Consider the following 21,990-nt stretch of genomic DNA (forward strand, 5'->3'; position numbering starts at 1 on the left):
TGGCGCATTTGCCCATGATCTGTATCTAACGCTCGCCACCCACAGGCCCTAGCATCGAAACCTCCTACTCAGGAACAGGCCATGACCGCAATCCCTGGCACCCTCGACTTCGGCGGTCTGACGCCGCGCCGGCTGTCCCTGGCCGACCATCCGATGATCTGCGCCCAGCGCGAAGCCATGTTCCTCGAAGCCGGAGGTGACCCGGCGCAACTGCAGCTTATGAGCGAACACTTTCGCCCCTGGCTGCAGCAGCGCCTGAGTGACGAGCGCTACTACGGCTTCGCCCTGATGGACGCGGGCCAGCCGGTGGCGGCGATCGGCCTGATGAGCATCGACTGGCCGCCGCACCCGTCGCACCCGACCCAGGATCAGCGTGGTTATGTGCTCAATGTTTTCGTCGACCCTGCCTACCGGCGCCGGGGGCTGGCCTCGGCGCTGATGAACCTGGCGGATGCCGAGTTTGCCCGACGGGGCATCGGCTATGCGGTGCTCCATGCGACCGAGGTGGGCAGGCCGGTGTATGAGGCATTGGGCTGGGCGGCTACTGCTGAAATGGCGAAAACCCTGGATGCTGAACACATTTGAATCTGTCGTCACCGAGGTGCCCGGTTGCGACTGCTGCGTAGTCGATCGCAGGCTTCGCCAGCTCCCACAGGGGGCTGTGTACACCGAGACCCTGTGGGAGCCGGCAGCGCCGGCGATGGCTTCTGCGGATGCAACCGAATGTCCGGAACACTATAGTCCCGCTGCTACCGCAACCAAACGATGGGTGGCGACTGCACGCAGGTCGGTCAACCGGGAATAAATATTCCCTATGTGCCTGTTAATCCTTTCTCCTCAATTTCATTACCTTATACATTTTCCGCTGATGGTCCCTTTTATAGTGTGTTCATTTACATCTTTTATGAGGACCTCTAGCCAGTCGCAATCGGTCCTTGTTATTTTGAAAATAGTTCCTTTTTTCAGGCCTGCATATGCCTGTACTCCTTCGGGTATTGAAATTTCGATATTAAGTATTTGCCACTCGTCAGTGTCGGGGTCAAGGTAAATTCCCCCATTCTTGACGGATACATAATGATCGCCGATGAAGGTTTCAGACTCTTCGATGCTGAATTTCTCTTTAAATTCTTTCTTTGCTGGGGGAGTGTCTTTGGCGTCGAATAGCCTTCGGTATAGATCGCTGTCGACGATGTCTGAAATGTTGCCAACGATTGATGCTGCGCCTGCGAAAATAACTGCTGCGAAACAGGTCGCAGCGACAATGGGATGGTTTTTTGCTTTAAAGATCCACTCATCGAGCAAAGTTCGCTTTTCGGACATGACGCTGCCCTCGTCGAGGCTGGATCACATTTTTACGAAAATTATAGAGCATTCGATCTATGTGAAAAAATGTGCGCGCTTTGGAGCTTTCTCCCATTCTTTGCAGGTGGATTAAGATGAGGGGCGAGTAGCAGAAGGGGACAGAATTATCTCTCCTGATGCAGGACTATTTCAGAATAAACAAATCCCCTTCCACACCCAGCTCACCCCGCTTGCGACTCTGCGCCGCGGCATCATAAACAATCAACAAAACCTCCCCACCACCTTCACCCCGCCCAAACAAACACATCCCCTCCGCATGGTCGTCCCCGTGCCCAAAAGGCACCTCCAACACCGCCTCCAACTGCTCCGAAAAAACCACAAGTTCCTCACCATCTGCAAAACCACCCCGCCACCGAAACACCCTCACCGGCCCATCCAGATCCATGGTCGGCCCCGCCAGAATCAACAGGTCCTTACCACTGACACACAAATCCCGCACCCCCAGCCCATCGAGCTCGAAGAAGTGCTTGCGATAACGCCGCCCCTCCGGCCCGATCTTCTTCAACACCAACGTATCGCTAGAGTCGGCCTCAAGCTCCGGCTCGATCTCCAACAACACCGTCCAGCCACGTAGCACCGGCCCCCGCAACCCCAACAACAGCCGCGAGCCGATGACCGCCATCCCTTCGATATCGAAACCGTTGTCCTTGCCCGGAATGCGTAGAAAGTCCCGCAGCTGATCATCCAGGGCAATTTCCCGGGTCAGGTCGTTGCCCAGCGCGTTGCCATGCAGCTGCGCCGGGGTACGTTCACCGCCAGCCACTTCCCAGGCGAGCTCATGGCTGTCGTGTTGCTGCACCACGGGAATACGCGCCAACAGGAAGCGATTGCCGTCCGCTTCTACCGTCGATAGCCGCTTGATGTTCTTCTGCGCAGGCTTGTCGGCCTCGGCCTCCTTGCGCTTGAGGCTGTGGGAGCCCACCACCCAGAGGTAGCCTTGGTCAGGGTCATAGGCCAGTCCCTCGATATCGATCTCTTCGTCTGGCTCCGGCAGGGGCAGGTCCAGGTACGCCATGAGCGGGAAGGATTGGTGCTCATCGCAGATCACCCCGTCGCCGGGTGCCGCACGCTGGATGGTCAGGCGCTCAAGGCTGGTGGTTTCGTCGTTGGCCACCCACAGTGTGTCGCCAATGCGCTGGGCGACCGACAGGCCTTCGCGCAACGCTGCCGATCCCCGGCCAAAGGTCAGTAGCACGAAATTGCTTCGGTCATTCATGGGCGCTCTCCCGCCTGACGAGGTAAAGCGAACACGCTGTTGTCGAGGCTAGTGTTTGCGCAACCACAATCAAGCTACTTCGCTAGCACGTTTTTTCACAGGCGATAGAGCAGGGGAGAATAACCAGGGGATGGCCCGGCCGGACTTTTCTGCCCATGGGGTGATCGATTCGAGGCGATGCGCGTGAGGTGTTTTTCATTTCAGGTTTGAAAATCCCGGCCGTTTCACCTACACCTCAATCGAGTTCGCGAGTCGTTCAGCCGAGCAGTCGTACGAGTCATCGCGCGTCGGAGTCAGCCAACGAGCAATTTGCGAGGAATACACAATATGGCTACAAACCTGATCGGCAAAATCTTGATCTTCGGGATTCTCAGCACGGCTGGCGTGATGGCACACGCAGGACAGGCCGGCGGAGGCGGATGCGGCTGGGGGAATATGCTCTTTGACGGCAAAAGCGGGCTAGGCCCTCATTTGCTGGCTACCACCACCAACGGCACCTCCGGTAACGCCACGTTCGGTCTGACGTCGGGTACCAATGGTTGCGACTCCAGCGTGCGTCTGGGCTACGGTGGCCGTTCGTGGCTGGCCATGAATGGCATGCTCGATTCTGTTGCCGAAGATATGGCCCAGGGCCACGGCGAAGCCCTGGATGCCTATGCCACCCTGCTGGGCATCGAGCAGGACGACCGCGCCCATTTTGCCAAAGTCGCCCAGGATAACTTCGCCACCATTTTCTCGGCGCCCGACGTGACTGGGGAGCAGGTTTTGACCGCCACATTGGATGTCATGAGCCGCGACCAGCAACTGGCGCGCTATGTCAGACAGCCAAGCTGAGTAACCGCGGTGTGTATCGCCAAAGTCCTTTTCGAAGGGCTTTGGCGCAACACCCAAGCCCTCTGCCAGCGTGAATCTCCCTCCTGCCGGTGATCTCATATCAGCGCTTCTCTGGTCGCCCTGCACCCTGGTCGTGGCGCAATATCTACTATTCTCACCCCATGTGCGGCTGCACCTGAGCCCCGCTGTGAATAACGCAGTACCGGTCTGGCAGTCCTCTCATTCGAAATGGTGCTCAGCGCGCACGCGGTTATTTGACTGCGTGCTTTTTCTTGCCCAATGCACCTGGGGAGGTAGCCATGGCTATTCGATACCTGAGTATTGTTCTTGTCTGCGTAGTGCTTGGCGCATGCAGTTCCAATGGCAATAAGCAAGGCATTGGGGCTGTGGTCGGCGGTGCGTTGGGCGCAATCACCGGTGCCGCGGTTTCCAAGAGTTCCAACAAGACAACGGGTATTGCCGTCGGAGCCGCTGTTGGCGCACTGGTTGGCTATGGCGTGGGCCGCTACCTCGACGACCAGGACAAACAGCGCATGGCCACGGCCACCACTCAAACCGCGGAGAGTGGCCGGGCGCAGGAAGTGCATAACCCCGATACCGGCACCACGATTCGCACCGAGCCTGTAAAGACCACCCCCGCCAGCACACCCAGCACTGCCAGCAATTGCCGTACGGTCAGGCAGTCGGTCGAGCTGCCCGATGGACGCAATGAAAGCGAAGATGTGACCTTGTGCAAAGGCCCCAATGGCTGGGAAGCGGTATGAGCCCGCACTGCAGGGGCTGGGTGCTGGCGATTTTGCCCTGGTTTGCCAGTGAACTGGCCGTCGCCAGCCAGCAGACACTATCGCTGCCCAAATACCCTGGCATGAAGGCGAGCCTTGATACAGGTGCAAAATATTGCGCGGGCACCTTGCCGTTGACGCTGACCGCCAGACAGGCCAGCGACTTGCGCGATGGCGCGGCCGCGCGCAAGGCGATGGGCTGGGCGCAGATGATCGCCCAGATGGAATGCCCACAGGCATCGGTCATCAGCCTCGTGGCATTGGTCAATGGCAAGCCGGTGTACAAGGCAACGGCGCGCAAGGCTAATGGCTGGGTGATGGTCGAGACCAGACTGGCCAAGGTGGAGCCGTCGAACAAAGTGGTGTCTGCGCCTGCACCTGCCAAGACGCCAAATGCCGCGCAGGCAACTCAGGGTTCCCCTTCATCGCCTGAAGCGTCCAATGAACGGACAAGCAAGGTAACGCCTGCCAAACCAGATTCCGACTCGACGTCACAGAATGACGCAAGCATTGCCCAGGCTGACAAGGCGGCGTTTGCGAAGCTGCTCAAGGTGGCTGAGTCAGGTGATGCCCGCGCGCAGTTTGAGTTGGGGCAAATGTACGTCAGGGGGCGAGGCGTCGCGAGGGACGTCCAACAAACAGTGATCTGGTACCGCAAGGCAGCCGAGCAAGGCAATGCCGACGCGCAGAACAGCCTGGGGGATATGTACGCCTATGGCGCAAGCGTGGTCAAGGATGAGCAGCAAGCGCTGGCCTTGTATCGCCAGGCGGCCGAGCAAGGGGACTTCACCGGGCAGTTGAATCTGGGGGTGATGTACGCCGAAGGCCGGGGTGTTCCCAAGGATGAGCAGCAGGCAGAGCGTTGGTACCAGAAGGCGGTTGAGCGAGATAACCCTGGCGCGCAAAAGAAGCTGGGCGACCTGTACGCCGAAGGCAAAGGGGTCATAAAGGATGAGCAGCAAGCGGTAGCCTGGTACCGCAAGGCGGCCGAGCAGGGCAATGCCGGCGCGCAGACCAGCCTGGCCGGCATGTACGTCAATGGCCGTGGCGTTGCCAAGGATGCGCAACAAGCCGTGGCTTGGTACCGCAAGGCGGCCGAGCAAGGAGAGGCCGGCGCGCAGATTGGCCTGGCAGACCTGTACGCCAATGGCCAAGGCGTGGCCAAGGATGAGCAACAAGCGGTGGCCTGGTACCGCAAGGCGGCCGAACAAGGAAACAACAGCGCGCAGAACAGGCTGGGAGATATGTATGCCGAGGGCCGAGGCGTGGCCAGGGATGAACGACAAGCCTTGGTTTGGTACCTCAAGACGGTCGAACAAGGCGATTCATTGTGGCAGAAGTGGTTGGCGGACAGGTACGCCGAGGGCCGGGGCGTGGCCAAGGATGAGAAGCAAGCGGTGGCTTGGTATCGCAAGGCGGCGGAGCAGGGGGATACCTATGCGCAATCCGAACTGGGGGACATGTATCTCGAGGGCAAGGGTGTAGCGAAAGATCAGCAGCAGGCGCTGGCCTGGTACCGCAAGGCGGCAGAGCAAGGCAACACCATCGCGCAGTTCAAGCTGGGTGATATGTATGCCGAGGGTGATGGCGTAGCGAAGGATGAGCAGCAAGCAGTGGCCTGGTACTTGAAGGCGGTTGAGCAAGGAGGTGCCTACGCGCAGAGCGCGATGGGGGACAGGTACGCCAAGGGTAGGGGCGTGGTGAAGGATGAGCAGCAAGCGGCGGCCTGGTACAACAAGGCAGCAGAACAAGGCGGTGTCACCTGGCAGCTTCGTCTGGCCGACAGGTATGCCGCGGGTCGAGGTGTGGTCAAGGATGAGCAGCAAGCGCTGGCCTGGTACCGCAAGGCGGCAGACCAGGGCGATACCACGGCACAGACCAGGCTGGGGGACATGTATGCCGAGGGGAGGGGTGTCGACAAGGATGAGCAGCAGGCACTGGCCTGGTACCACAAGGCGGCTGAACAAGGCGATCTGAGTGCCCAGTCGAAACTGGGTGACCTGTATGCCGAGGGCAAAGGTGTCGCCCAGGATGGGCAGCAGGCGTTGGCCTGGTACCACAAGGCGGCAGAACAAGGCGCTTTCAGCGCGCAGTGGAAACTGGGTGACCTGTATGCCGAGGGCAAAGGTGTCGCCAAGGATGAGCAGCAAGCGGCAGCCTGGTACGGCAAGGCCGCCGAACGGTCTGCCTTCTGGCAGACCAGGCTGGCGCGCAAGTACGCCTATGGCGAAGGCCTGACGAAGGATCATCAAAAAGCGTTGTTTTGGTATCGCAAGGCGGCCGAACAAGGTGATGCCGGCGCGCAATGGACCTTGGGCGACATGTACGCCACCGGCGAAGGTGTGACCAAGGATCTGACGCAGGCAGCGGCCTGGTACAACCAGTCGGCTGAACAAAGAAGTGCCTATTGGCAGGCCAGGCTGGCGGCCATGTATGCCAAAGGAGAAGGACTTGCCAGGAATGCGCAGCAAGCGGCGATCTGGTATCGCAAGGCTGCCGAACGAGGGGATGCCGGTGCGCAGTTCTATCTGGGGAAAATGTACAGCGATGGCCATGGCGTCGCCAGGAGTCAACGTGAAGCGGCGGCGTGGTACCGCAAGGCGGCCGAGCAAGGCGAGAGCAGTGCGCAGACCAATCTTGGGATGTTGTATTTGAAAGGCCAAGGCGTCGCGAAGGATGAGCAGCAAGCGGTGGCCTGGTTCCGCAAGGCGGCCGAGCAAGGAAGTGCCGTCGCGCAGTTCAACCTGGGCGTTGTCTACGATAACGGCAGAGGCGTCGCGAAAGATCAGCAGCAAGCAATCACCTGGTACCGCAAGGCCGCCGATCAGGGCGAGAGCGGCGCGCAGGTCAATCTGGGGAACATGTACTTGCATGGCCGCGGTGTGACGCAAGACGAACAGCAAGCGTTGGACTGGTATCGCAAGGCCGCCGGGCAAGGCAATGCACTCGCCCAGACCAAGCTTGGGACCCTGTACGCCAACGGTAGTGGCGTCTCCAAGGACGAGCAGCAAGCCGTCATGTGGTACCGCAAGGCGGCTGAACAAGGATTTGCCGACGCGCAGTTTTTACTTGGACTTTATTATGAGGCAGGTAGAGGCGTTAGCAAAAACGACCAGCAAGCGGTGTACTGGTATCGACAGGCGGCGAAGCAAGGCAAGGAAGCGGCCCGGCGCAGACTGGCCGAGATGTAGCAGATCCGGGGCCGATCTTGTGGCTTTAGAAACCGCTCGACGGCAGCGCCAGCCCGTCAGCCAGGAAGGACTAGACTTCCACTACTTCGTACTCGTTGGGATAGGCAATGAGGCGCGTGGTGTTCAACCAGAAGGGGGGCGTCGGTAAATCCAGCATCACGTGCAACCTCGCGGCAATCAGTGCCTTCGAGGGTTACCGCACGCTACTGCTGGATCTTGATGCCCATGCAAATGCCACCCGTTACCTTACAGGCCTGGGCGGTGATGATGCGCCCCTCGGCATTGCCGACTTCTTCAAGCAGACGCTGTTCCCGGGACCGGCTTCGATAAAATCGCATATCCATATCCACGAAACGCCCTTCAACAACCTCCACTTGATTTCGGCCTCGTCGGAGCTGGAGGCGTTGCAATCGAAGCTCGAAACCCGCTGCAAGATCCATAAGCTCGGCAAGCTGCTGGACAGCCTGGATGAGGACTATGAGCGGATCTACATCGATACCCCGCCAGGCTTGAACTTCTACAGCATTTGCGCATTGATTGCCGCTGATCGCTGCTTGATCCCCTTTGATTGCGACAGCTTTTCCCGCGAAGCGCTTTACGCCGTGCTGCGCGAAATCGAGGAAATCAAAGGTGACCATAACGTGCGGCTGGAGGTGGAGGGCATCGTCGTCAACCAGTACCAGGTGCGCAATGCCCTGCCGCATCGGCTGCTCGATGAACTGCTCGACGAGAACATGCCGATCCTGCCGGTGTACCTGATGAGTTCGGTGAAAATGCGTGAGTCACACCAGGCCTGCAAACCGCTGATCTATCTGGCCCCGCACCACAAGCTATCGCGCCAGTTCGAGGAACTGTTCGACCTGCTGGAAGAACATGCCTGAACCGGGAACGGATCGCTGAGCCGCTGGGCGAAGGCTATGGCGTCCAATCCACACAGTGTTCCTCCAGATAGGCATCGACAGCGGCGCCGATCGTCGGGTGGAAGATGTCATGGCCGAGATGCTCCAGGACTTCCAGGCGCAGCAGTTTGTCCTTGACTGGATCCTTCATCTCGGCGAAACGCAACTCGATATTCGTGGCGCGCAATGACTGGTCCAGTTCGATCAGCATGTCAGCCGAGGTCACATCGACACTGGTGACCGGCTCCGCCGCAACCACCACCCGGCGTACCGGCGTGGGTGATTGGGCAAGCGCTTGCTGGATGCAGTTCTGGAACAGCTCGGCGTTGGCAAAGAACAGCGGCGCATCCCAGCGGAACAGCACCAGGCCCGGTACCAGGCGCGCGTGGGGGTAGCGGCTGATGTCGTGGTAACCGCGAATACCGTCGACGCGACCGAGCACCGCGTAATGCGGGCGCCAGCCGTCCCAGAGAAACTCGATCACCGCCACCACCACGGCAAGGCCAATGCCTGGTACGGCACCGAGCACGGCCACGCCGACGAAACAGGTGATCGACAGCCAGAACTCCCAGCGCTGGATGCGGTAGATGCGCTTGAGGTCCTTGAATTCGAACAGGCCGATGGCGGCCGCGATGACCACCGCGGCCAGCGCACTGTTGGGCAGGTGCTTGAGCAGGTCGGGGGCCAGCAGCAGGAGCACGGCCACGCCCAACGCGCCGAACACCCCGGTGAGCTGCGTTCTGGAGCCTGCGGCTTCGGCGACCGGGGTGCGCGACGAACTACTGCTGATGGGAAAACCCTGGAACAGCGCCGTTGCGAGGTTGGCGGCGCCCAGCCCGACCATTTCCTGGTTGGGGTCGACCTGGCTTCGGGTCTTGGCCGCGTAGGTACGCGACAGCACGCTGGTGTCGGCAAACGAAACCAGGGCCACGGCACATCCGCCGATCAGGACGGTGACCAGGTCACTCGCGTGCAGCCAGGGCACAGCGAAACCCGGCAGCCCCTGCGGCAACGAGCCCAGCACCTTGACGCCATGGTTGGCGGCAAGGTCGAGGCTGCCGGTTACCAAAGTCGCGGCCACTACGGCAATGAGCATGTCGGGCAAACGCTTGAAGCGTTTAAGCACCAGGATCGTCACCAGGGTACCGGCGCCCACGGCAAAGGCGACCCAATTGGCCTGGCCGTCCAGCAGCGCCTTGCCGAGCCCCAGGGTGTCCCGTAGCGGGCCGTTGCTGTCGATGGAAATGCCGAACAACTTGGGCGTCTGGCTGATCAGTACGGTCAGGGCAATGCCATTCATGTAGCCGTAGCGAATGGGTTTGGACAGCAGCTCGGTGATGAAACCCAGGCGCAACAGCCCGGCACCGATGCACACCAGCCCTGACACCAGCGCCATGGCGCTGGCCAGGGTAATGGCGCGCAGCGGGTCGCCGCCCGAGAGCGGCAGCACCACGGCAAGGATGATCGCCGCCAGGGCGGAGTCCGGGCCGAGCACCAGGATCCGGCTGGGGCCGAACAGGGCATAGGCCAGCAATGGCACGATGGTGGCATACAGGCCGTAGATGCCCGGCACACCCGACGCCTCTGCATAGGCGATACCGACCGGCACCAGCATGGTGGTCAATACCAGCCCGGCGACCAGATCCTTCGGCAGCCAGCCGGGTTGGTACGTTCGCAGCATCCGCACGCCCGGCAGCCAGCGCAACCAGCCAGCTGGGGCAGGGGGCTGGCTGCCGGGTTCGTCGGGTTGGATTTCGTTCATGCAGCGTACCTGTGAGTGGGTGGAATCAGGAAACCGTGACATCCGGAGTGAAGAAGTAGGCGAGGCCGAGGATCAGGTAGACGGCGAGCAGCTGCACGCCCTTGAGCCAGTCCGAGCGGCCATCGCCGGCCACTTGTCCGGTGATCAGTACTGCCAGCAGCATGCTCAGCACCAGCCCGCTGGAGAACGCGAGGTCCATGGGGGTGGCACTGATGAGGTAACTGGCCAGGACCAGGACGGGGGCCACGAACAGGGCCACCTGGACACTGGAGCCGATGGCGATGGCGAGCGAGAGGTCCATGCGGTTCTTCATGGCCGCCGAAATCGCCGATGAATGCTCCGCTGCGTTGCCCAGTATCGCGACAATGAACACCCCGACAAACAGGTTGCTCAGGCCAAGCTGGCGGGCGCTGGGTTCGATGGCCGCCACCAGAATCTCACTGATCCAGGCGATCATGACTGTCGCGGCGGCCAGTACCAGCAACGCCTTGCCTGTCGACCAGTCGGGCGCCTGGTGCGGGTCATGCACCGCACCCGGGTCGCCGGCGAAAAGATTCTTGTGGGTGATCAGCGAATACACCAGGAACAGCCCGTAGACCAGCAGCAAAACCAGTGAAATGTACAAGCTCAGTGCCTGCAGGCCATGGGGCACGCGGGGGGCGACCACGGCGTTGTAGGCGGCCGGAAGAATCAGGGCGATGGCCGCCAGTGTCAGCAGGGTGGCTTGAGAGCGCGCGGCAGACGCGTTGAACAGTTGCTCGCGGTGACGCAGGCCGCCGGCAAGCATGGCCGCCCCCAGGACCAGCAGGATATTGCCGACAATCGAGCCGGCAACCGACGCTTTCACCACATCATGCAGGCCGGCGCGCATCGCGCTGAGGGCGATGATCAGCTCGGTGGCATTGCCAAAGGTGGCATTGAGCAGCCCGCCCACGCCTTCTCCGGAGCGCTCTGCCAGTTGCTCCGTCGCCCGGCCGAGCCATCCTGCCAGGGGGACGATCGCCAACGCGGCGGCCAGGAACACCAACAGGTGGCGCTCTGGCGAGACGAACTCAAGCACAATTGCGATGGGCACGAAGACCAGCATCCAGTTGAGCATCACGGTGCCCCTTGCGCTGATGGGAATTGAGCCACGCAGACGCAAGTTTAGTAAGGAATGCTGGATGCGCTGGACGGCGAGGATGCTGTACCCGGGGTGGTGAGCCGGCGCCTTGCGTCCATACTGCTGAAGCAGCGTGCAATGTTAAAATCACCAGGCCCTTGTGCTTGCCAGGCAAGGGCGGACTTTCATATGAGCAGATGCCGCGAGGGTGGGATGGCCAAGCCCAACGAGAACAAACCCAATCGAATTCTCGACCCTGTCGACCGGGTGACCGAGGTGATCTTCGGCTTGCTCATGGCGATGACGTTCGTGGGCACCTTGAGCGCTGCGACGGCTGGCCGTGAAGACGTGCGGACCATGATGCTCGCTGCCCTCGGTTGCAACCTGGCCTGGGGGCTGGCCGACGCGGTCATCTACTTGCTGCATACCTGGACCGAACGGACGCGCCACCGCAATTTCATGATCTTCCTGCGAAAAGAGGCCAGCGCAGAGCAGGGGCGGGGGCTGATCGCCGATGCACTGCCGCCGCGCATCGCTGCAGTAGCGAGCGGGGAGGTCCTGGAGGATTTGCGCCAACGTCTGGTCGACAGTCGCGACGGGCCGGTTCGCCCGCGCTTGGGGGGCACCGATTTCCTCGGCGCCCTGGGCGTTTTCCTGTTGGTCGTGGTGGCAACCTTCCCGGTTGTGATCCCGTTCTTGCTGACCAGCGACAACTTCCTGGCCATTCGCGCCTCCAACCTGGTGGCCCTGGTGCTGCTGTTTGCCGCCGGCTGGCTGTTGGCTCGCCACTCCGGTGGCAATCCCTGGTTGTCGGGATTGGCGTTGGCGATCATTGGTGCAGCCCTGATGCTCGGGATCATTGCGCTGGGGGGGTGATTTGCAAGGCCGCTAGCGACGCTGCCTCGATCACCTCCACGGTGACCATCGTAGCCAGCCCTATCAGGCAGAAAATGCCGACCAGATAGCTGACGGTTCTCCAGGGCTGCAGGCTTGCCAGGTAAGTAGCGGTGTGCAGAAACCTCGCGGCAGTAAACAAGCCGCTAAGCCAGAGGGTCATGCCGGCAGGGGCATCGAGGGCGATGGCCAGCCCGCCCAGCGCGATAAACATCGGGATGTTCTCCAGATCGTTCCTCCAGGCCTGCATGGCCCGGACGACTTCTGGCCGTTCTGCGGCATGGACTGATCGCTTGAATACGGCGGCGTCTTCCGGATTGATGAAGGCAGTGAAGCGCAGGCGGTAGTAGCCCTGGTAACAAGAAATCGCCAGCATTTTCAGGAATAGCGCTACGACGCAGAGGGCGTAGGCTGACATGACACTGCTCATACCCTGCGCCCCCTCGCAACGCCCTTGACCGCGATATACAACAGGGGCCCCGCTGAAACGAACACTGCCGTAACCAGCAGGTAGGGCACCACGCCACGTAGCGTGCCGCCTCGTGATCGGGTGTCGTTTACCATCCAGATACCGGCAAGGGCCGCCATCAAATACAGATCGATCACCACTTGTGCGGTATCGGGCCGGGACATCAGCCGAATGCCGAAGGCAACGAGCGACTGCTCGGCTATCGCCATCGTCCAGCCGGTATAGAGTGCGAAGGCCATCAAGACCAACCACGCGGCATTGTGGGCGCTCATCATCCTCTCCTGGGTAAAGGGTCCAGGCACAGTAGTGATAGAGTCGCTGATGTCTCAATGACCTCACAGGTCATGGACGCCTCTCACACGGACCGTCAGAGTCGAAGCATGAGCCATAAGCCTTTTCATTCAACGAGCCCGGCTGCCAGCGTATCTGCCGGAGAGCATCTGCGCCGGCTGCGTCGCCAGGCAGGGCTCAGCCAATTGGAGCTGGCCTTGCTGGCCGGTGTCTCCCAGCGTCACCTGAGCTGTGTGGAAACGGCGCGCGCCAAGGCCAGCCCAAGCACCTTGCACGCCCTGCTGTCGGCCCTGGACGTACCCCTGGAACAGTGCAACGACATCTTTCTCGCGGCGGGCTTTGCGCCACGCTATGTTGCATCTGCCCCCGACCATCCGGCGATGAACATGGTGCATGAGGCGGTAGGGCACCTGTTGCAGGCCAACAACCCGGCTCCCGCCCTGGTCATCGCCGGCAACTGGAATGTCATCGCCGCCAATGCCAGCACAGGCCTGCTGCTGGATATGGTCGGCATCGACGCCGACCGCCTGGCGGGCCTGAACCTGCTGGACACGCTGCTGCGCCCTGGAGGTCTGGGCGATCATCTGGTAAACGCGGATGAAATACGCGCAATCGCCTGGCAACGCGCGGCCAGGGAAGCGGTGAGGAGCCCGGAACTCGCTCGCCTGATGCGGGATCTGCCGGTCACGCCGGCCTTGCCGCTGAATCAGGCACCCGCACCCGTGGTACTGACCCGTTTACGCTCAAGGCTCGGCGAGCTGAAGTTCCTGTCCACCTTTACCACGTTCGGCATGCCGCTCGACATCACCGTCGAGTCGCTGCGCATCGAGCACCTGATCCCGGCCGATCGTGCAACCTGGCACATCATGACAACGGCGTACAACGCGTGGTCGGTCGGGCGTAATTGAGCCAGGGCCCTGGCGGGCCAAACCGTTTCGTCGGAAAAGTGTCGGCGGGCCACATTCGGAGGGACAATCGAGGGCGATCTTCTCCTCTCGATCATGTCTGTCCCTGGGGCGCAGTCAGGAGCCAACCATGAGCAAGCGCGACAAGCGTGGCAATCCTGTTTCCTATGGCTCGCAGGAGGCGATCGATGCGCTGGACAGCGCCTGCGACTTGCTGCATGCCTACCAGGCCGATCCGCTGGCGGCGGCTGACGCCATCATCGCCCGGCACCCGGATTTTGCCTTGGCCCATGCTTTTCGGGCCGGCGCGATTGCGACGGCGACCGACAGGGCGTTTGACGCAGAGCTGCACAAAAGCCTGGACGCGGCTGAGTGCCTGGCAGCCACCGCCAATGATCGCGAGCGCCAGCATATCCATGCCGTACGCGCCTGGTTCGACGGCGACTGGGAGCGTGCGATCGAGACCTGGGGGCGTGTTTCGATCGAGCATCCGCGCGATCTGCTGGCACTGCAATTCGCCCACCTGGGCGACTTCTACCTGGGTTACTCGCACATGCTGCGCGATCGCGTGGCGCGGGTGATGCCGCACTGGGACAAAGAGATTCCCGGTTTTGGCTTTGTCAAAGGGATGTATGCCTTCGGCCTGGAGGAGGCTGGGGATTACCGCCAGGCCGAAGCGCAGGGGCGCGAGGCGGTTGCCTTGAACCCGCAGGATGGCTGGGCCGTGCATGCCGTCACCCATGTCATGGAAATGCAGGGCCGCAGCGAGGAGGGGGCCCGGTACCTGTCATCCAGCGCCAGTGCCTGGGCGCCCAATAGCATGTTTGCCTTCCATTTGTGGTGGCACCAGGCGCTGTTCCTGATAGAGGCCAATGACCTGGCGGGCGCGCTTCGTCTTTTCGATGAGGACATTTCAGCGGGCGGTTTTGGCCAGGCACTTGAGCTGCTGGATGGATCGGCGCTGCTCTGGCGACTCTCCCTGCTCGGTCATGACGTCGGCGAGCGCTGGCACGGGCTGGCGGAAAAATGGCAATCCCGTTGTGAAGACGGCCTCTACGCCTTTAACGACGTCAATGCGATGCTCTCGTTCGTGGGGGCCGGAAACAGCCACGCACAGGTTCAGCAGCTGGATACCCTGAGGCGGGCTGCAGCTGGCATAGGCACCAATGCCATGATGAGTCGAGAGATCGGTGTGCCCGCCTGCGAAGGGCTGGTGGCGTTCGGTCGTGGGGACTACGCCCAGGCCATCGCCTCGTTGATGCCGCTGCGCGCCAAGGCCAACCGCTTCGGCGGCAGTCATGCGCAGCGTGATGTCTTCTCCTGGACGCTGACCGAAGCTGCCCTTCGCCTGGGCAACCGCGCGCTCGCCGAGGCGCTGGTTGCCGAGCGCCTCGCATTGAAGCCAGAGAGCCCGATCAACCGCAACTGGCACAAGCGCGCAGGTCAATTGCAGCAATAAGCAGGTGGAGCGAGTTCGATCGGCCCCGTCTATTTCTGCTGCCTGCTGCCTCTGATGTTGCCGGCAACCCCGCCAGCGACGGCGCCGATCGCGGCACCCGTCCATCCACTGCCGCCGGAGATCGCGGCAATGCCGGCGCCCGCTGCAGCACCGATGGCGGCACCGCTGACCGTCCCTTGCTGCTGGGCGGACATCGAGGTGCAGCCAATCACGCTCGCCACGGTGAGGGCTGCGGCCAGCAATAGGGACCTGTTCATCTTCACCTCCGCTACTTGTTCTGCTTCAGGCCGGGCACGACCATCTCGAACCAGAGGGTCTCGATGACGGGTCGTTTCGCCTGGTCAGGATGGGCGGCGTACCATTGGTTGAGCCCTTCGCGCACGGTATCGAGCGTCTGGCCCTTCAAGCCCCGGCCGAAACGTGGAATCAGGCTGTGCTCGTCGCTCGGCGGCTTGGCCTCATGGTAGGCCGACTCCACCTCGTAGGCATTGGCGATGCCGATGAGATAGACCTTCTTGAGCTGCTCCGACGACTGCATCCATTGCTCGCCGGTGATCAGGGCAACCCCTTCGGCGCGGGCAATACCCGAAGCCGTCATCAGGCTCACCCAGGCCGCCAACACCAACGTGCCCAATCGCAATGCGCTCATCGCCTTCCTCCTCGCCAGGTTGAAGCTCGACACGTGCAGCTTGTCAGGTTGTCTCGCGCTTCCATCATCAGCCGGTAACCCCGGGCCTACAGACAAGTTTAGATTCCCGAGTGAAGGCCGCGATGTTTTTGGCGCTGACGGGAACCGTCGCGACGACCGGTTGAGTCCACAGCCAAAAGCGGACATCGGCCTGGTGCAATGCTACCCTGCGCCGGACCCACTCAAGGCAGCCCCATGGACATACCGCCGCGCTTGATCATCCATGAATCCAGATACTGGGTTCTCAATCACCGCATGGACAGTGCGTTGCCGGGCTACCTGATGCTCAGTGCAAAGCAGATGACCCACTCCCTGGCAGCGCTACCGATCGAAGCGCAAGCGGAGCTGGGGGTGTTGCAAGCGCGAATACAGAAAGCCATCGACGATCAGCTACAGCCCAAACGCTTGTATATCGGCCGCTTCGGGCATGGTGCAGGCTACGCCATACACTTCCACTTCATCCCGGTGTATGCCTGGGTCGAAGCTTTGTTCTGGGAAGACGAAAGGTACAGGTTGCTGCAAACCTTCGGCTCGATCGACAGTGCGCTGGCGCAAACAGATGGCGCAGAGCTGATGCTGTTTGTGTGGCGCGAGTTTTGTGAACGCCCTGAGCCGCCACCGGTGCAAGGCCCCTCTGTCGATCAGGTTATTGCGGCCCTGCGTACTGCATTGAGTCCGGCTTCGGTTTGACGCAAAGGATGGAGTGTCATTCAATGCCTGCCATCGTCAAATCCGCCAGTGGCTACTTTCCTCCATTTCTGTCCGGGAGATCTTGTGCTTAGAACTGTTGCAGACATGGATCTACGCCTGCTGCGCATTTTCTCCGCCGTGGTGAAATGCGGGGGCTTCACCGCTGCCCAGGCGGAGCTGAACATGAGCCAGTCCAATATCAGCACGCATATCTCGGGCCTGGAGAAACGCCTCGGCTACCGGATCTGCGAGCGCGGCAAGGGTGGTTTCCGCCTGACGGAAAAAGGCGAGCGGATTCTCCAGGCCGCCAATGCCTTGTTCGACGCGGTCGATGTCTTTCGCGACCAGGCACAGGACCTGTCCGGTCGACTGGTCGGCGATCTGTACCTGGGCCTGGCCGATAACATTGCCACCTTGCCGGCCGCCCGCATCGATGCGGCCATCGCGCGGTTCTACCAGCGCGACCACGACATGCACCTGCACATCTTCGTCAACTCACCCACTGAGCTTGAGCTGGCGGTGATCGATGGGCAGCTCGACCTGGCGATTTCCTATTTCAGCCGGCCACTGCCGACCCTGGCGTACCAGCCGCTGTATGTGGAGGAAGTGGGCGTTTTTTGCGGGAGCCGGCATCCGTTGTTCGAGGTTGCCGAGCCGGAGCTTGCGGCGCTCCAGGCCAGTGACTGGATCAAGCATGGCTTCCTGCCAGTCGACCAGGTGCTACCGATCACGCCGCGTCGAGTCTCGGCTACCGCCCACCACATGGAAGCGGTGGTACACGCGGTGCTGGCCGGCACGCACCTGGGGTACTTGCCCACCCATTATGCCCAGCCCTGGTTGAACGGCGGCCAGATGCGGGCGCTGCATGCCGATACGCTGCGTTATGAAGTACCGCACAGCATGATCACCCCCCTTGGCCGCCCCCAGAGCGAGGCGGTCAGCGCCTTCATTGAAGACTTGCTGACCGAGCACGCCCTGGCGGACGACTAGTGCTGGCCGATCAGTCCAGGCAGCGCGTCACATGCTTGACCGATTGATAGGCCGACAGGCCCCAGGGGCCTAGCTCGCGGCCGATACCGCTGCCTTTGCTGCCGCCCCAGGAGGTTTCCACGAACACCGCCTGTATCGAGTTGATCCACACGTGGCCGACCTCCAGGGCCGCCGCGACGCGCTCGGCCCGGGTCAGGTCGGCGCTGACCACCGTGGCCACCAGCCCGTACTGGCTGTCATTGGCCAGTTCCACGGCCTGGGCTTCGCTGCTGAATCGATGGGTGCACAGCACCGGCCCGAAGATTTCCTGGCGCCACAGCGCGCTGTCCAGCGGCACGTCGGTGTACACCGTCGGGCTGACGAACCAGCCGGGCATCTGCAACGCATACCCGCCCGTCAGGCAGTGCAGGCCCTCGCTGCGCGCCAGCTCGAAACAGGCGGTGACCTTGGAGAACTGCGCTTCGCTACTGAGCGGGCCCATGTCGACCTCGTCGTCGAGCGGATTGCCCACGCGCAACTTCTCCAGGGCGTTCTTCAAGCGCGCCAGCAGGGGCTCGGCGATGCTGTCCTGCACCAACAGGCGCGAGGTCGCCGAGCACATTTGCCCGGCATTCCAGCAGATCCCGGCGATGATCCATTCCACGGCCTGGTCCAGGTCGCAGTCGTCGAACACCAGGATGGCGGACTTGCCACCGAGCTCCAGGGTCAGCGGGCGGCAGTAGTCGGCGGCGCTGTGCATGACCGCGCTGCCGGTTTTATTGCTGCCGGTGAACGACAGCTTGTCGATGCCCGGGTGGGTGCTGAGGGCAACGCCCGTCTCGGCGCCACCACCGACGATGTTCAGTACACCTTGGGGCAGACCGATTTCGTGGGCGATCTCGGCAAACACCTGCTCGATCAAGGGGGTGACTTCCGACGGCTTGAGCACGACGGTGCAACCCGCGGCCAGGGCCGGGGCCAGCTTCCAGGCGCTGGTCACCAGCGGGAAGTTCCACGGCACGATCAAGCCGACCACGCCGATGGCTTCAAGGCGAGTGTGCGAACGAAAACCTGGCGCCGGCAGGGCGACCTCAGCGTTCTGGCGTGCGTCCAGCTGCTCGGCGAGCCCGGCGTAGTAGGTGAAGGTGGCGACGGCGTCGTCGACATCGGCGCTGGCTTCATGCCGCGGCTTGCCGTTGTTCTGCATTTGCAGGGCAACCAGGCTGTCACGGCGCTGTTTAAGCTGTTCGGCAAAACCCCGCAGGTAGGTGGCACGCCGGGCGGCGTTCAGGCCCTGCCAGCGGGGCAGCGCCTGGCGCGCGGCACGGACCGCCTGATCGACCTGTGCCGGGCTGCAGCTGTGCAGTTGGGCGAAGGGTTGCGCCAGGCAGGGGTCGTAGGCAACCACCAGGTGATCGCTTTGCCCCGCCACCCACTGACCGTCGATGAAGTGGGACTGGCTCATTGCTGTGCTCCCGGCAATACACCGAGCACGGCATTACGGAAAATATGGCTGTATTCGCTCGCCGTCAGCGGGCGCGCATTGGTGTCGGAGGAGGAAATGTCCGCCAGGGCTTGCTCGCCCACCCAGGCCTCGTCCGCCAGGTCCAGGCCAATTTCGGCCAGGGTGTGGGGGATGCCCAGTTGCCTGCGCAGACCGAGCACCCAGTTGAGGAAGCCATGGAAATCGGGCTGCTCCAGTTCCAGGTAGCGCGCCAGGCGGCCGATGTTTTCGCCGATCGCCGAGTGGTTGGCCACCAGCACGTAAGGCAGCAGGATCGCGTTCAGCAGACCGTGGTGCTTGTGGTAGCGGGCACCCAGGGGGTGGGCGAGGGCATGCACGCCGCCCAGGCCTTTCTGGAAGGCCACCGCGGCCATGGCCGAGGCGACCAGCATGCCTTCGCGGGCGAGCAGGTCCTGGCCGTCGCGTACGGCATTGCCCAGGTGCTCGCCCACCAGGCGAATCCCTTCGACGGCGATGCCGCTGGACATCGGGTGGTAGAGGGGCGAGCAGAAGGCTTCGATGTGATGGGTCAGGGCATCCATGCCGGTGGCCGCCGTCAAGGCCGGCGGCAGGCCACGGGTCAGCACAGGGTCGAGCAATACACAGGCAGGCAGCAGCTGCGGGTGGCTGACCACGCGCTTGATCTGATGCGCGGTGTCGGTCAGCACGGCTTCACGGCCGAGTTCCGAGCCGGTGCCGGCGGTGGTCGGCAGGGCAATCAGGGGCGCCAGCCCCAGGTCCGGGAAGTCGGCCAGGGTCGGGTAGGCCTCGATGATCCGCGACCACTGGAATCGTTCCAGACCTTCGGCGTCACGCGAGGCCAGGCAGATGCCCTTGGCGGCATCCATGGCGCTGCCGCCGCCCAGGGCGATGAGTGAGTCGTGGTTGCCGGCCTTGAACGCCGCGACGCCGCGCTCGACGTCGTCCAGGCTCGGGTTGGCCTCGATGGCGGAGAATACGGCAAAGGCGATGTCGGCTTGCTGAAGATGATTGGTCAGCAGGGCAAAGGGTTCCAGGGGCAGCATCCCGGGATCGGTGACCAGCAGGGGCTTGCGCATGCCCAGCAACGCGCAGCGCTGGGCCAGGGTGGCGAGCGCGCCGGCGCCACAGAAGATCTCGGTGGGGTAGTTCCAGTAGTGAAGCGTGGCAGACATACGGGTGCTCCAAAGCAGCGGGCTGGAGGCGTGTTTCAGCCTCCACCCGTCAAAGAGAGTGGTGCCCGGCAGGCACCGCAAGGGATCAGTCGGTCAGCGCGGCGCGCTGGTAGGGCTTGGCCAGGACCATGTAGAGCAGGCCCAGTACCGCCAGGGTCGAGAACACCAGGATCACGGCCCAGACCTGGAACCAGGGCGCGCCAGTTGGGGCCAGCGATTCGCGCGGCCAGGCGACGTTGATGCTTTCGAACACCAGCCAGACGAATGCCAGCAGGTTGACCAGCAACCCCCAACGCCCGAGGCTGAACACCCCGGCTTCGGCTTTCCAGCGGCCGCCCAGCCGTGCCAGCAGCGCGCAGGTGATCACGATCAGGAAGACCACGAAGAAGCCTCCGCTGCCAAAGGCGATCAGGGTGCCGACGGCGGTTGCGTTCAGGCCCAGGGCCAGGCCGAAGCTGGCGAACAGCGTGCTGAACACCATGGCAGCCAGCGGCACCTTGCGTTTGTCGACGCGGCGCAACAAGGCCGAGGCGGGGAGGATCGAGTCACGGGCCATGCCGAACACGGCGCGGCCCAGGTAGGTTTGTACCGACACCACGCAGGCAATGAAGGCCACCAGCACCACGCCGACGAACGGACGCTCGGCCCAGGCCCCGAAAGCATCGACCACGGCGGGGGTCACCGGGTCGACCACCTGGCCCGAGACCATCGCCGCGGTATCGGTATAGGACAGGGTGACGGCGAACGCCGTGAGCATCACGGTCAGGCCGACCAGGATCATCGAGCGCAGGATGGCACGCGGTGTCGAAGTGCGGGCGTCGGCGGTTTCCTCCGACACTTGCGAGCAGGCATCGAAGCCCAGGAACGCCCAGCCACCGACCGCCATGGCGGTGAGAAAACCGGTCAGGTAGGACCCGTCCGTAGCTTGGGTCGCGCTCACGCCTTCGAACAGCATGGAAAGGGAATGATTGCGGAAGAACAGCAGCAACAGTGTACCGATGCCGATGGAGGCAATCGCCTCGGCGACGATGCCCGCGTTTACAAAGTGTTTGAGCGGGTTGATGCCCAGCAGATTCACGCCGAGCCCGAGCAGCAACAGGGCCCCGCCACTGGCCACCTGGGCATTGGCGCTCGGCGCTTCACCGGTCAAAAACAGCCAGAGCCAGAAGCCGCCCAGATACGCGACGGTGGTCAAGGAGGCCAGTGCCGAGGCCAGGTACATGAACCCGGTGAACCAGGCCCAGCGATCACCTGCCAGACGCTTGACCCACTGATAACAGCCACCGGCCAGCGGGTACTGGGATGAAAGTTCTGCATACACCAGTGCCACCAGCAACTGCAATGCCAGGCACAGCGGAACGATCCAGACCCACGAAGGGCCAACGCTCATGGCGCCGAGCGACATGACCGAATAGATCCCGACGACGGGAGAAACGGTCGCAAAGCCCACGGAGAACGACGACCACAGCGACAGCCCGCGGTGCAGCTCCTGTTTGTATCCCTGGCGCTGCAGCAGATGTTCGTCAGTGTTCTTATGGAGTGTGGAGTCCATCATCGTGCACCTCGCACGGAGGTGGAGGACGTTACAACGGATGAGCGCGCTGGAAGGCCCGAAGCGTATGTAAGAGTGTATTTCATAGGGAGTCCTGAGTCGGCAGGTCAAATTATTTTTGGGAGGGCCTTTCAGGGCAAAAGGCTTACCGACGTTACGTGCCCATTTTTTACGAGCCGACTCAGTCTAGAGCGAACAAACATCAACAAGAATTCATATGTTTCGAAGCTAGCATCAAAAAAATAAGATGTTTGCCTGGCGATGAGG

General features: G+C 62.1%; 21 protein-coding genes. 10 read left to right on the top strand and 11 right to left on the bottom strand.

Going from position 1 to position 21,990, the window contains the following annotated elements; translation table 11 throughout:
* Positions 1 to 81 precede the first annotated feature (81 nt).
* Positions 82 to 585 carry a GNAT family N-acetyltransferase gene (locus tag M2D63_RS01515; RefSeq protein ID WP_285860967.1) on the top strand — a complete coding sequence of 168 codons (504 nt, stop codon included), beginning with the start codon at positions 82 to 84 and terminating at the stop codon, positions 583 to 585.
* Between the two features lie 261 nt (positions 586 to 846).
* On the opposite strand, the gene M2D63_RS01520 is transcribed toward M2D63_RS01515, so the two are convergent.
* Together M2D63_RS01520 and M2D63_RS01525 are read right to left on the bottom strand one after the other, a co-directional pair.
* On the bottom strand, positions 847 to 1,320 hold the full coding sequence (locus M2D63_RS01520) for a hypothetical protein (protein ID WP_285860968.1): 474 nt from the start codon (positions 1,318 to 1,320) through the stop codon (positions 847 to 849).
* A gap of 166 nt (positions 1,321 to 1,486) precedes the next feature.
* Entirely contained in the window at positions 1,487 to 2,578 is a 1,092-nt protein-coding gene (locus M2D63_RS01525) for a DUF3616 domain-containing protein (RefSeq protein ID WP_285860969.1), read from the bottom strand.
* A 327-nt stretch (positions 2,579 to 2,905) separates the two neighbouring features.
* Between M2D63_RS01525 and M2D63_RS01530 the strand changes: the two genes are divergently transcribed.
* The 4 genes from M2D63_RS01530 to M2D63_RS01545 all read left to right on the top strand — a co-directional run bounded on the left by M2D63_RS01530 (position 2,906) and on the right by M2D63_RS01545 (position 8,266).
* Positions 2,906 to 3,412, top strand: a complete 507-nt coding sequence (locus M2D63_RS01530; RefSeq protein WP_285860970.1) for a DUF3015 domain-containing protein — start codon at positions 2,906 to 2,908, stop codon at positions 3,410 to 3,412.
* A 299-nt stretch (positions 3,413 to 3,711) separates the two neighbouring features.
* Positions 3,712 to 4,176 carry a glycine zipper domain-containing protein gene (locus tag M2D63_RS01535; protein WP_285860971.1) on the top strand — a complete coding sequence of 155 codons (465 nt, stop codon included), beginning with the start codon at positions 3,712 to 3,714 and terminating at the stop codon, positions 4,174 to 4,176.
* Between the two features lie 20 nt (positions 4,177 to 4,196).
* Positions 4,197 to 7,385, top strand: a complete 3,189-nt coding sequence (locus tag M2D63_RS01540; protein ID WP_285860972.1) for an SEL1-like repeat protein — start codon at positions 4,197 to 4,199, stop codon at positions 7,383 to 7,385.
* Positions 7,386 to 7,492: 107 nt separating this feature from the next.
* Positions 7,493 to 8,266: a ParA family protein gene (locus M2D63_RS01545; protein WP_285860973.1), complete on the top strand. Its 774-nt coding sequence runs from the start codon at positions 7,493 to 7,495 to the stop codon at positions 8,264 to 8,266.
* Positions 8,267 to 8,300: 34 nt separating this feature from the next.
* Here the strand turns inward: M2D63_RS01545 and M2D63_RS01550 are convergent, their stop codons facing one another.
* Positions 8,301 to 10,046, bottom strand: a complete 1,746-nt coding sequence (locus M2D63_RS01550; RefSeq protein ID WP_285860974.1) for a SulP family inorganic anion transporter — start codon at positions 10,044 to 10,046, stop codon at positions 8,301 to 8,303.
* Positions 10,047 to 10,071: 25 nt separating this feature from the next.
* Entirely contained in the window at positions 10,072 to 11,145 is a 1,074-nt protein-coding gene (gene cax / locus M2D63_RS01555; RefSeq protein WP_285860975.1) for a calcium/proton exchanger, read from the bottom strand.
* A gap of 216 nt (positions 11,146 to 11,361) precedes the next feature.
* Between cax and M2D63_RS01560 the strand changes: the two genes are divergently transcribed.
* A complete protein-coding gene (locus tag M2D63_RS01560; protein WP_285860976.1) occupies positions 11,362 to 12,024 on the top strand; it encodes a hypothetical protein in 663 nt (220 codons plus the stop codon).
* Here M2D63_RS01560 and M2D63_RS01565 read toward each other — a convergent pair.
* Together M2D63_RS01565 and M2D63_RS01570 are read right to left on the bottom strand one after the other, a co-directional pair.
* On the bottom strand, positions 12,005 to 12,472 hold the full coding sequence (locus M2D63_RS01565) for an MAPEG family protein (protein ID WP_285860977.1): 468 nt from the start codon (positions 12,470 to 12,472) through the stop codon (positions 12,005 to 12,007). The two genes, M2D63_RS01560 and M2D63_RS01565, sit on opposite strands and share 20 nt — an antisense overlap.
* The gene (locus M2D63_RS01570) at positions 12,469 to 12,783 is read right to left on the bottom strand and encodes a DUF2834 domain-containing protein (protein ID WP_285860978.1); all 315 of its coding nucleotides are present in this window, start codon (positions 12,781 to 12,783) and stop codon (positions 12,469 to 12,471) included. Before M2D63_RS01570 ends, M2D63_RS01565 begins: the two co-directional genes overlap by 4 nt.
* 108 nt (positions 12,784 to 12,891) lie before the next feature.
* Here M2D63_RS01570 and M2D63_RS01575 point away from each other — a divergent pair, with 108 nt between their 5' ends.
* Together M2D63_RS01575 and M2D63_RS01580 are read left to right on the top strand one after the other, a co-directional pair.
* Positions 12,892 to 13,710, top strand: coding sequence for a helix-turn-helix domain-containing protein (locus M2D63_RS01575; protein WP_285860979.1), 819 nt, complete (start codon positions 12,892 to 12,894; stop codon positions 13,708 to 13,710).
* Between the two features lie 127 nt (positions 13,711 to 13,837).
* Complete coding sequence (locus tag M2D63_RS01580; RefSeq protein ID WP_285860980.1) at positions 13,838 to 15,166, top strand: tetratricopeptide repeat protein; 1,329 nt, start codon at positions 13,838 to 13,840, stop codon at positions 15,164 to 15,166.
* Positions 15,167 to 15,195: 29 nt separating this feature from the next.
* Here the strand turns inward: M2D63_RS01580 and M2D63_RS01585 are convergent, their stop codons facing one another.
* Together M2D63_RS01585 and M2D63_RS01590 are read right to left on the bottom strand one after the other, a co-directional pair.
* On the bottom strand, positions 15,196 to 15,423 hold the full coding sequence (locus M2D63_RS01585) for a YMGG-like glycine zipper-containing protein (protein ID WP_285860981.1): 228 nt from the start codon (positions 15,421 to 15,423) through the stop codon (positions 15,196 to 15,198).
* Between the two features lie 11 nt (positions 15,424 to 15,434).
* Positions 15,435 to 15,815 (bottom strand): hypothetical protein, encoded by a 381-nt coding sequence (locus tag M2D63_RS01590; protein WP_285860982.1) that lies wholly within the window; start codon positions 15,813 to 15,815, stop codon positions 15,435 to 15,437.
* A gap of 234 nt (positions 15,816 to 16,049) precedes the next feature.
* Here M2D63_RS01590 and M2D63_RS01595 point away from each other — a divergent pair, with 234 nt between their 5' ends.
* A complete protein-coding gene (locus M2D63_RS01595; protein WP_285860984.1) occupies positions 16,050 to 16,544 on the top strand; it encodes an HIT family protein in 495 nt (164 codons plus the stop codon).
* Positions 16,545 to 16,628: 84 nt separating this feature from the next.
* Complete coding sequence (locus tag M2D63_RS01600) at positions 16,629 to 17,534, top strand: LysR family transcriptional regulator (RefSeq protein WP_285860985.1); 906 nt, start codon at positions 16,629 to 16,631, stop codon at positions 17,532 to 17,534.
* Between the two features lie 10 nt (positions 17,535 to 17,544).
* Here the strand turns inward: M2D63_RS01600 and M2D63_RS01605 are convergent, their stop codons facing one another.
* The 3 genes from M2D63_RS01605 to M2D63_RS01615 form a co-directional block, all read right to left on the bottom strand.
* Complete coding sequence (locus M2D63_RS01605; protein WP_285860986.1) at positions 17,545 to 18,978, bottom strand: aldehyde dehydrogenase family protein; 1,434 nt, start codon at positions 18,976 to 18,978, stop codon at positions 17,545 to 17,547.
* On the bottom strand, positions 18,975 to 20,171 hold the full coding sequence (locus M2D63_RS01610) for an iron-containing alcohol dehydrogenase (RefSeq protein WP_285860987.1): 1,197 nt from the start codon (positions 20,169 to 20,171) through the stop codon (positions 18,975 to 18,977). Before M2D63_RS01610 ends, M2D63_RS01605 begins: the two co-directional genes overlap by 4 nt.
* 85 nt (positions 20,172 to 20,256) lie before the next feature.
* Entirely contained in the window at positions 20,257 to 21,723 is a 1,467-nt protein-coding gene (locus M2D63_RS01615; RefSeq protein WP_285860988.1) for an APC family permease, read from the bottom strand.
* Between the last annotated feature and the right edge of the window lie 267 nt (positions 21,724 to 21,990).

It is taken from the genome of Pseudomonas sp. BJa5 (assembly GCF_030272875.2).
Classification (GTDB): domain Bacteria; phylum Pseudomonadota; class Gammaproteobacteria; order Pseudomonadales; family Pseudomonadaceae; genus Aquipseudomonas.

Coding starts and splice junctions, on each gene's coding strand:
- M2D63_RS01515 (WP_285860967.1), top strand. CDS start 82: ATGACCGCAATCCCTGGCACCCTCGACTTCGGCGGTCTGACGCCGCGC.
- M2D63_RS01520 (WP_285860968.1), bottom strand. CDS start 1,320: ATGTCCGAAAAGCGAACTTTGCTCGATGAGTGGATCTTTAAAGCAAAA.
- M2D63_RS01525 (WP_285860969.1), bottom strand. CDS start 2,578: ATGAATGACCGAAGCAATTTCGTGCTACTGACCTTTGGCCGGGGATCG.
- M2D63_RS01530 (WP_285860970.1), top strand. CDS start 2,906: ATGGCTACAAACCTGATCGGCAAAATCTTGATCTTCGGGATTCTCAGC.
- M2D63_RS01535 (WP_285860971.1), top strand. CDS start 3,712: ATGGCTATTCGATACCTGAGTATTGTTCTTGTCTGCGTAGTGCTTGGC.
- M2D63_RS01545 (WP_285860973.1), top strand. CDS start 7,493: ATGAGGCGCGTGGTGTTCAACCAGAAGGGGGGCGTCGGTAAATCCAGC.
- M2D63_RS01550 (WP_285860974.1), bottom strand. CDS start 10,046: ATGAACGAAATCCAACCCGACGAACCCGGCAGCCAGCCCCCTGCCCCA.
- cax (WP_285860975.1), bottom strand. CDS start 11,145: ATGCTCAACTGGATGCTGGTCTTCGTGCCCATCGCAATTGTGCTTGAG.
- M2D63_RS01560 (WP_285860976.1), top strand. CDS start 11,362: ATGGCCAAGCCCAACGAGAACAAACCCAATCGAATTCTCGACCCTGTC.
- M2D63_RS01565 (WP_285860977.1), bottom strand. CDS start 12,472: ATGAGCAGTGTCATGTCAGCCTACGCCCTCTGCGTCGTAGCGCTATTC.
- M2D63_RS01570 (WP_285860978.1), bottom strand. CDS start 12,783: ATGAGCGCCCACAATGCCGCGTGGTTGGTCTTGATGGCCTTCGCACTC.
- M2D63_RS01575 (WP_285860979.1), top strand. CDS start 12,892: ATGAGCCATAAGCCTTTTCATTCAACGAGCCCGGCTGCCAGCGTATCT.
- M2D63_RS01580 (WP_285860980.1), top strand. CDS start 13,838: ATGAGCAAGCGCGACAAGCGTGGCAATCCTGTTTCCTATGGCTCGCAG.
- M2D63_RS01585 (WP_285860981.1), bottom strand. CDS start 15,423: ATGAACAGGTCCCTATTGCTGGCCGCAGCCCTCACCGTGGCGAGCGTG.
- M2D63_RS01590 (WP_285860982.1), bottom strand. CDS start 15,815: ATGAGCGCATTGCGATTGGGCACGTTGGTGTTGGCGGCCTGGGTGAGC.
- M2D63_RS01595 (WP_285860984.1), top strand. CDS start 16,050: ATGGACATACCGCCGCGCTTGATCATCCATGAATCCAGATACTGGGTT.
- M2D63_RS01605 (WP_285860986.1), bottom strand. CDS start 18,978: ATGAGCCAGTCCCACTTCATCGACGGTCAGTGGGTGGCGGGGCAAAGC.
- M2D63_RS01610 (WP_285860987.1), bottom strand. CDS start 20,171: ATGTCTGCCACGCTTCACTACTGGAACTACCCCACCGAGATCTTCTGT.
- M2D63_RS01615 (WP_285860988.1), bottom strand. CDS start 21,723: ATGGACTCCACACTCCATAAGAACACTGACGAACATCTGCTGCAGCGC.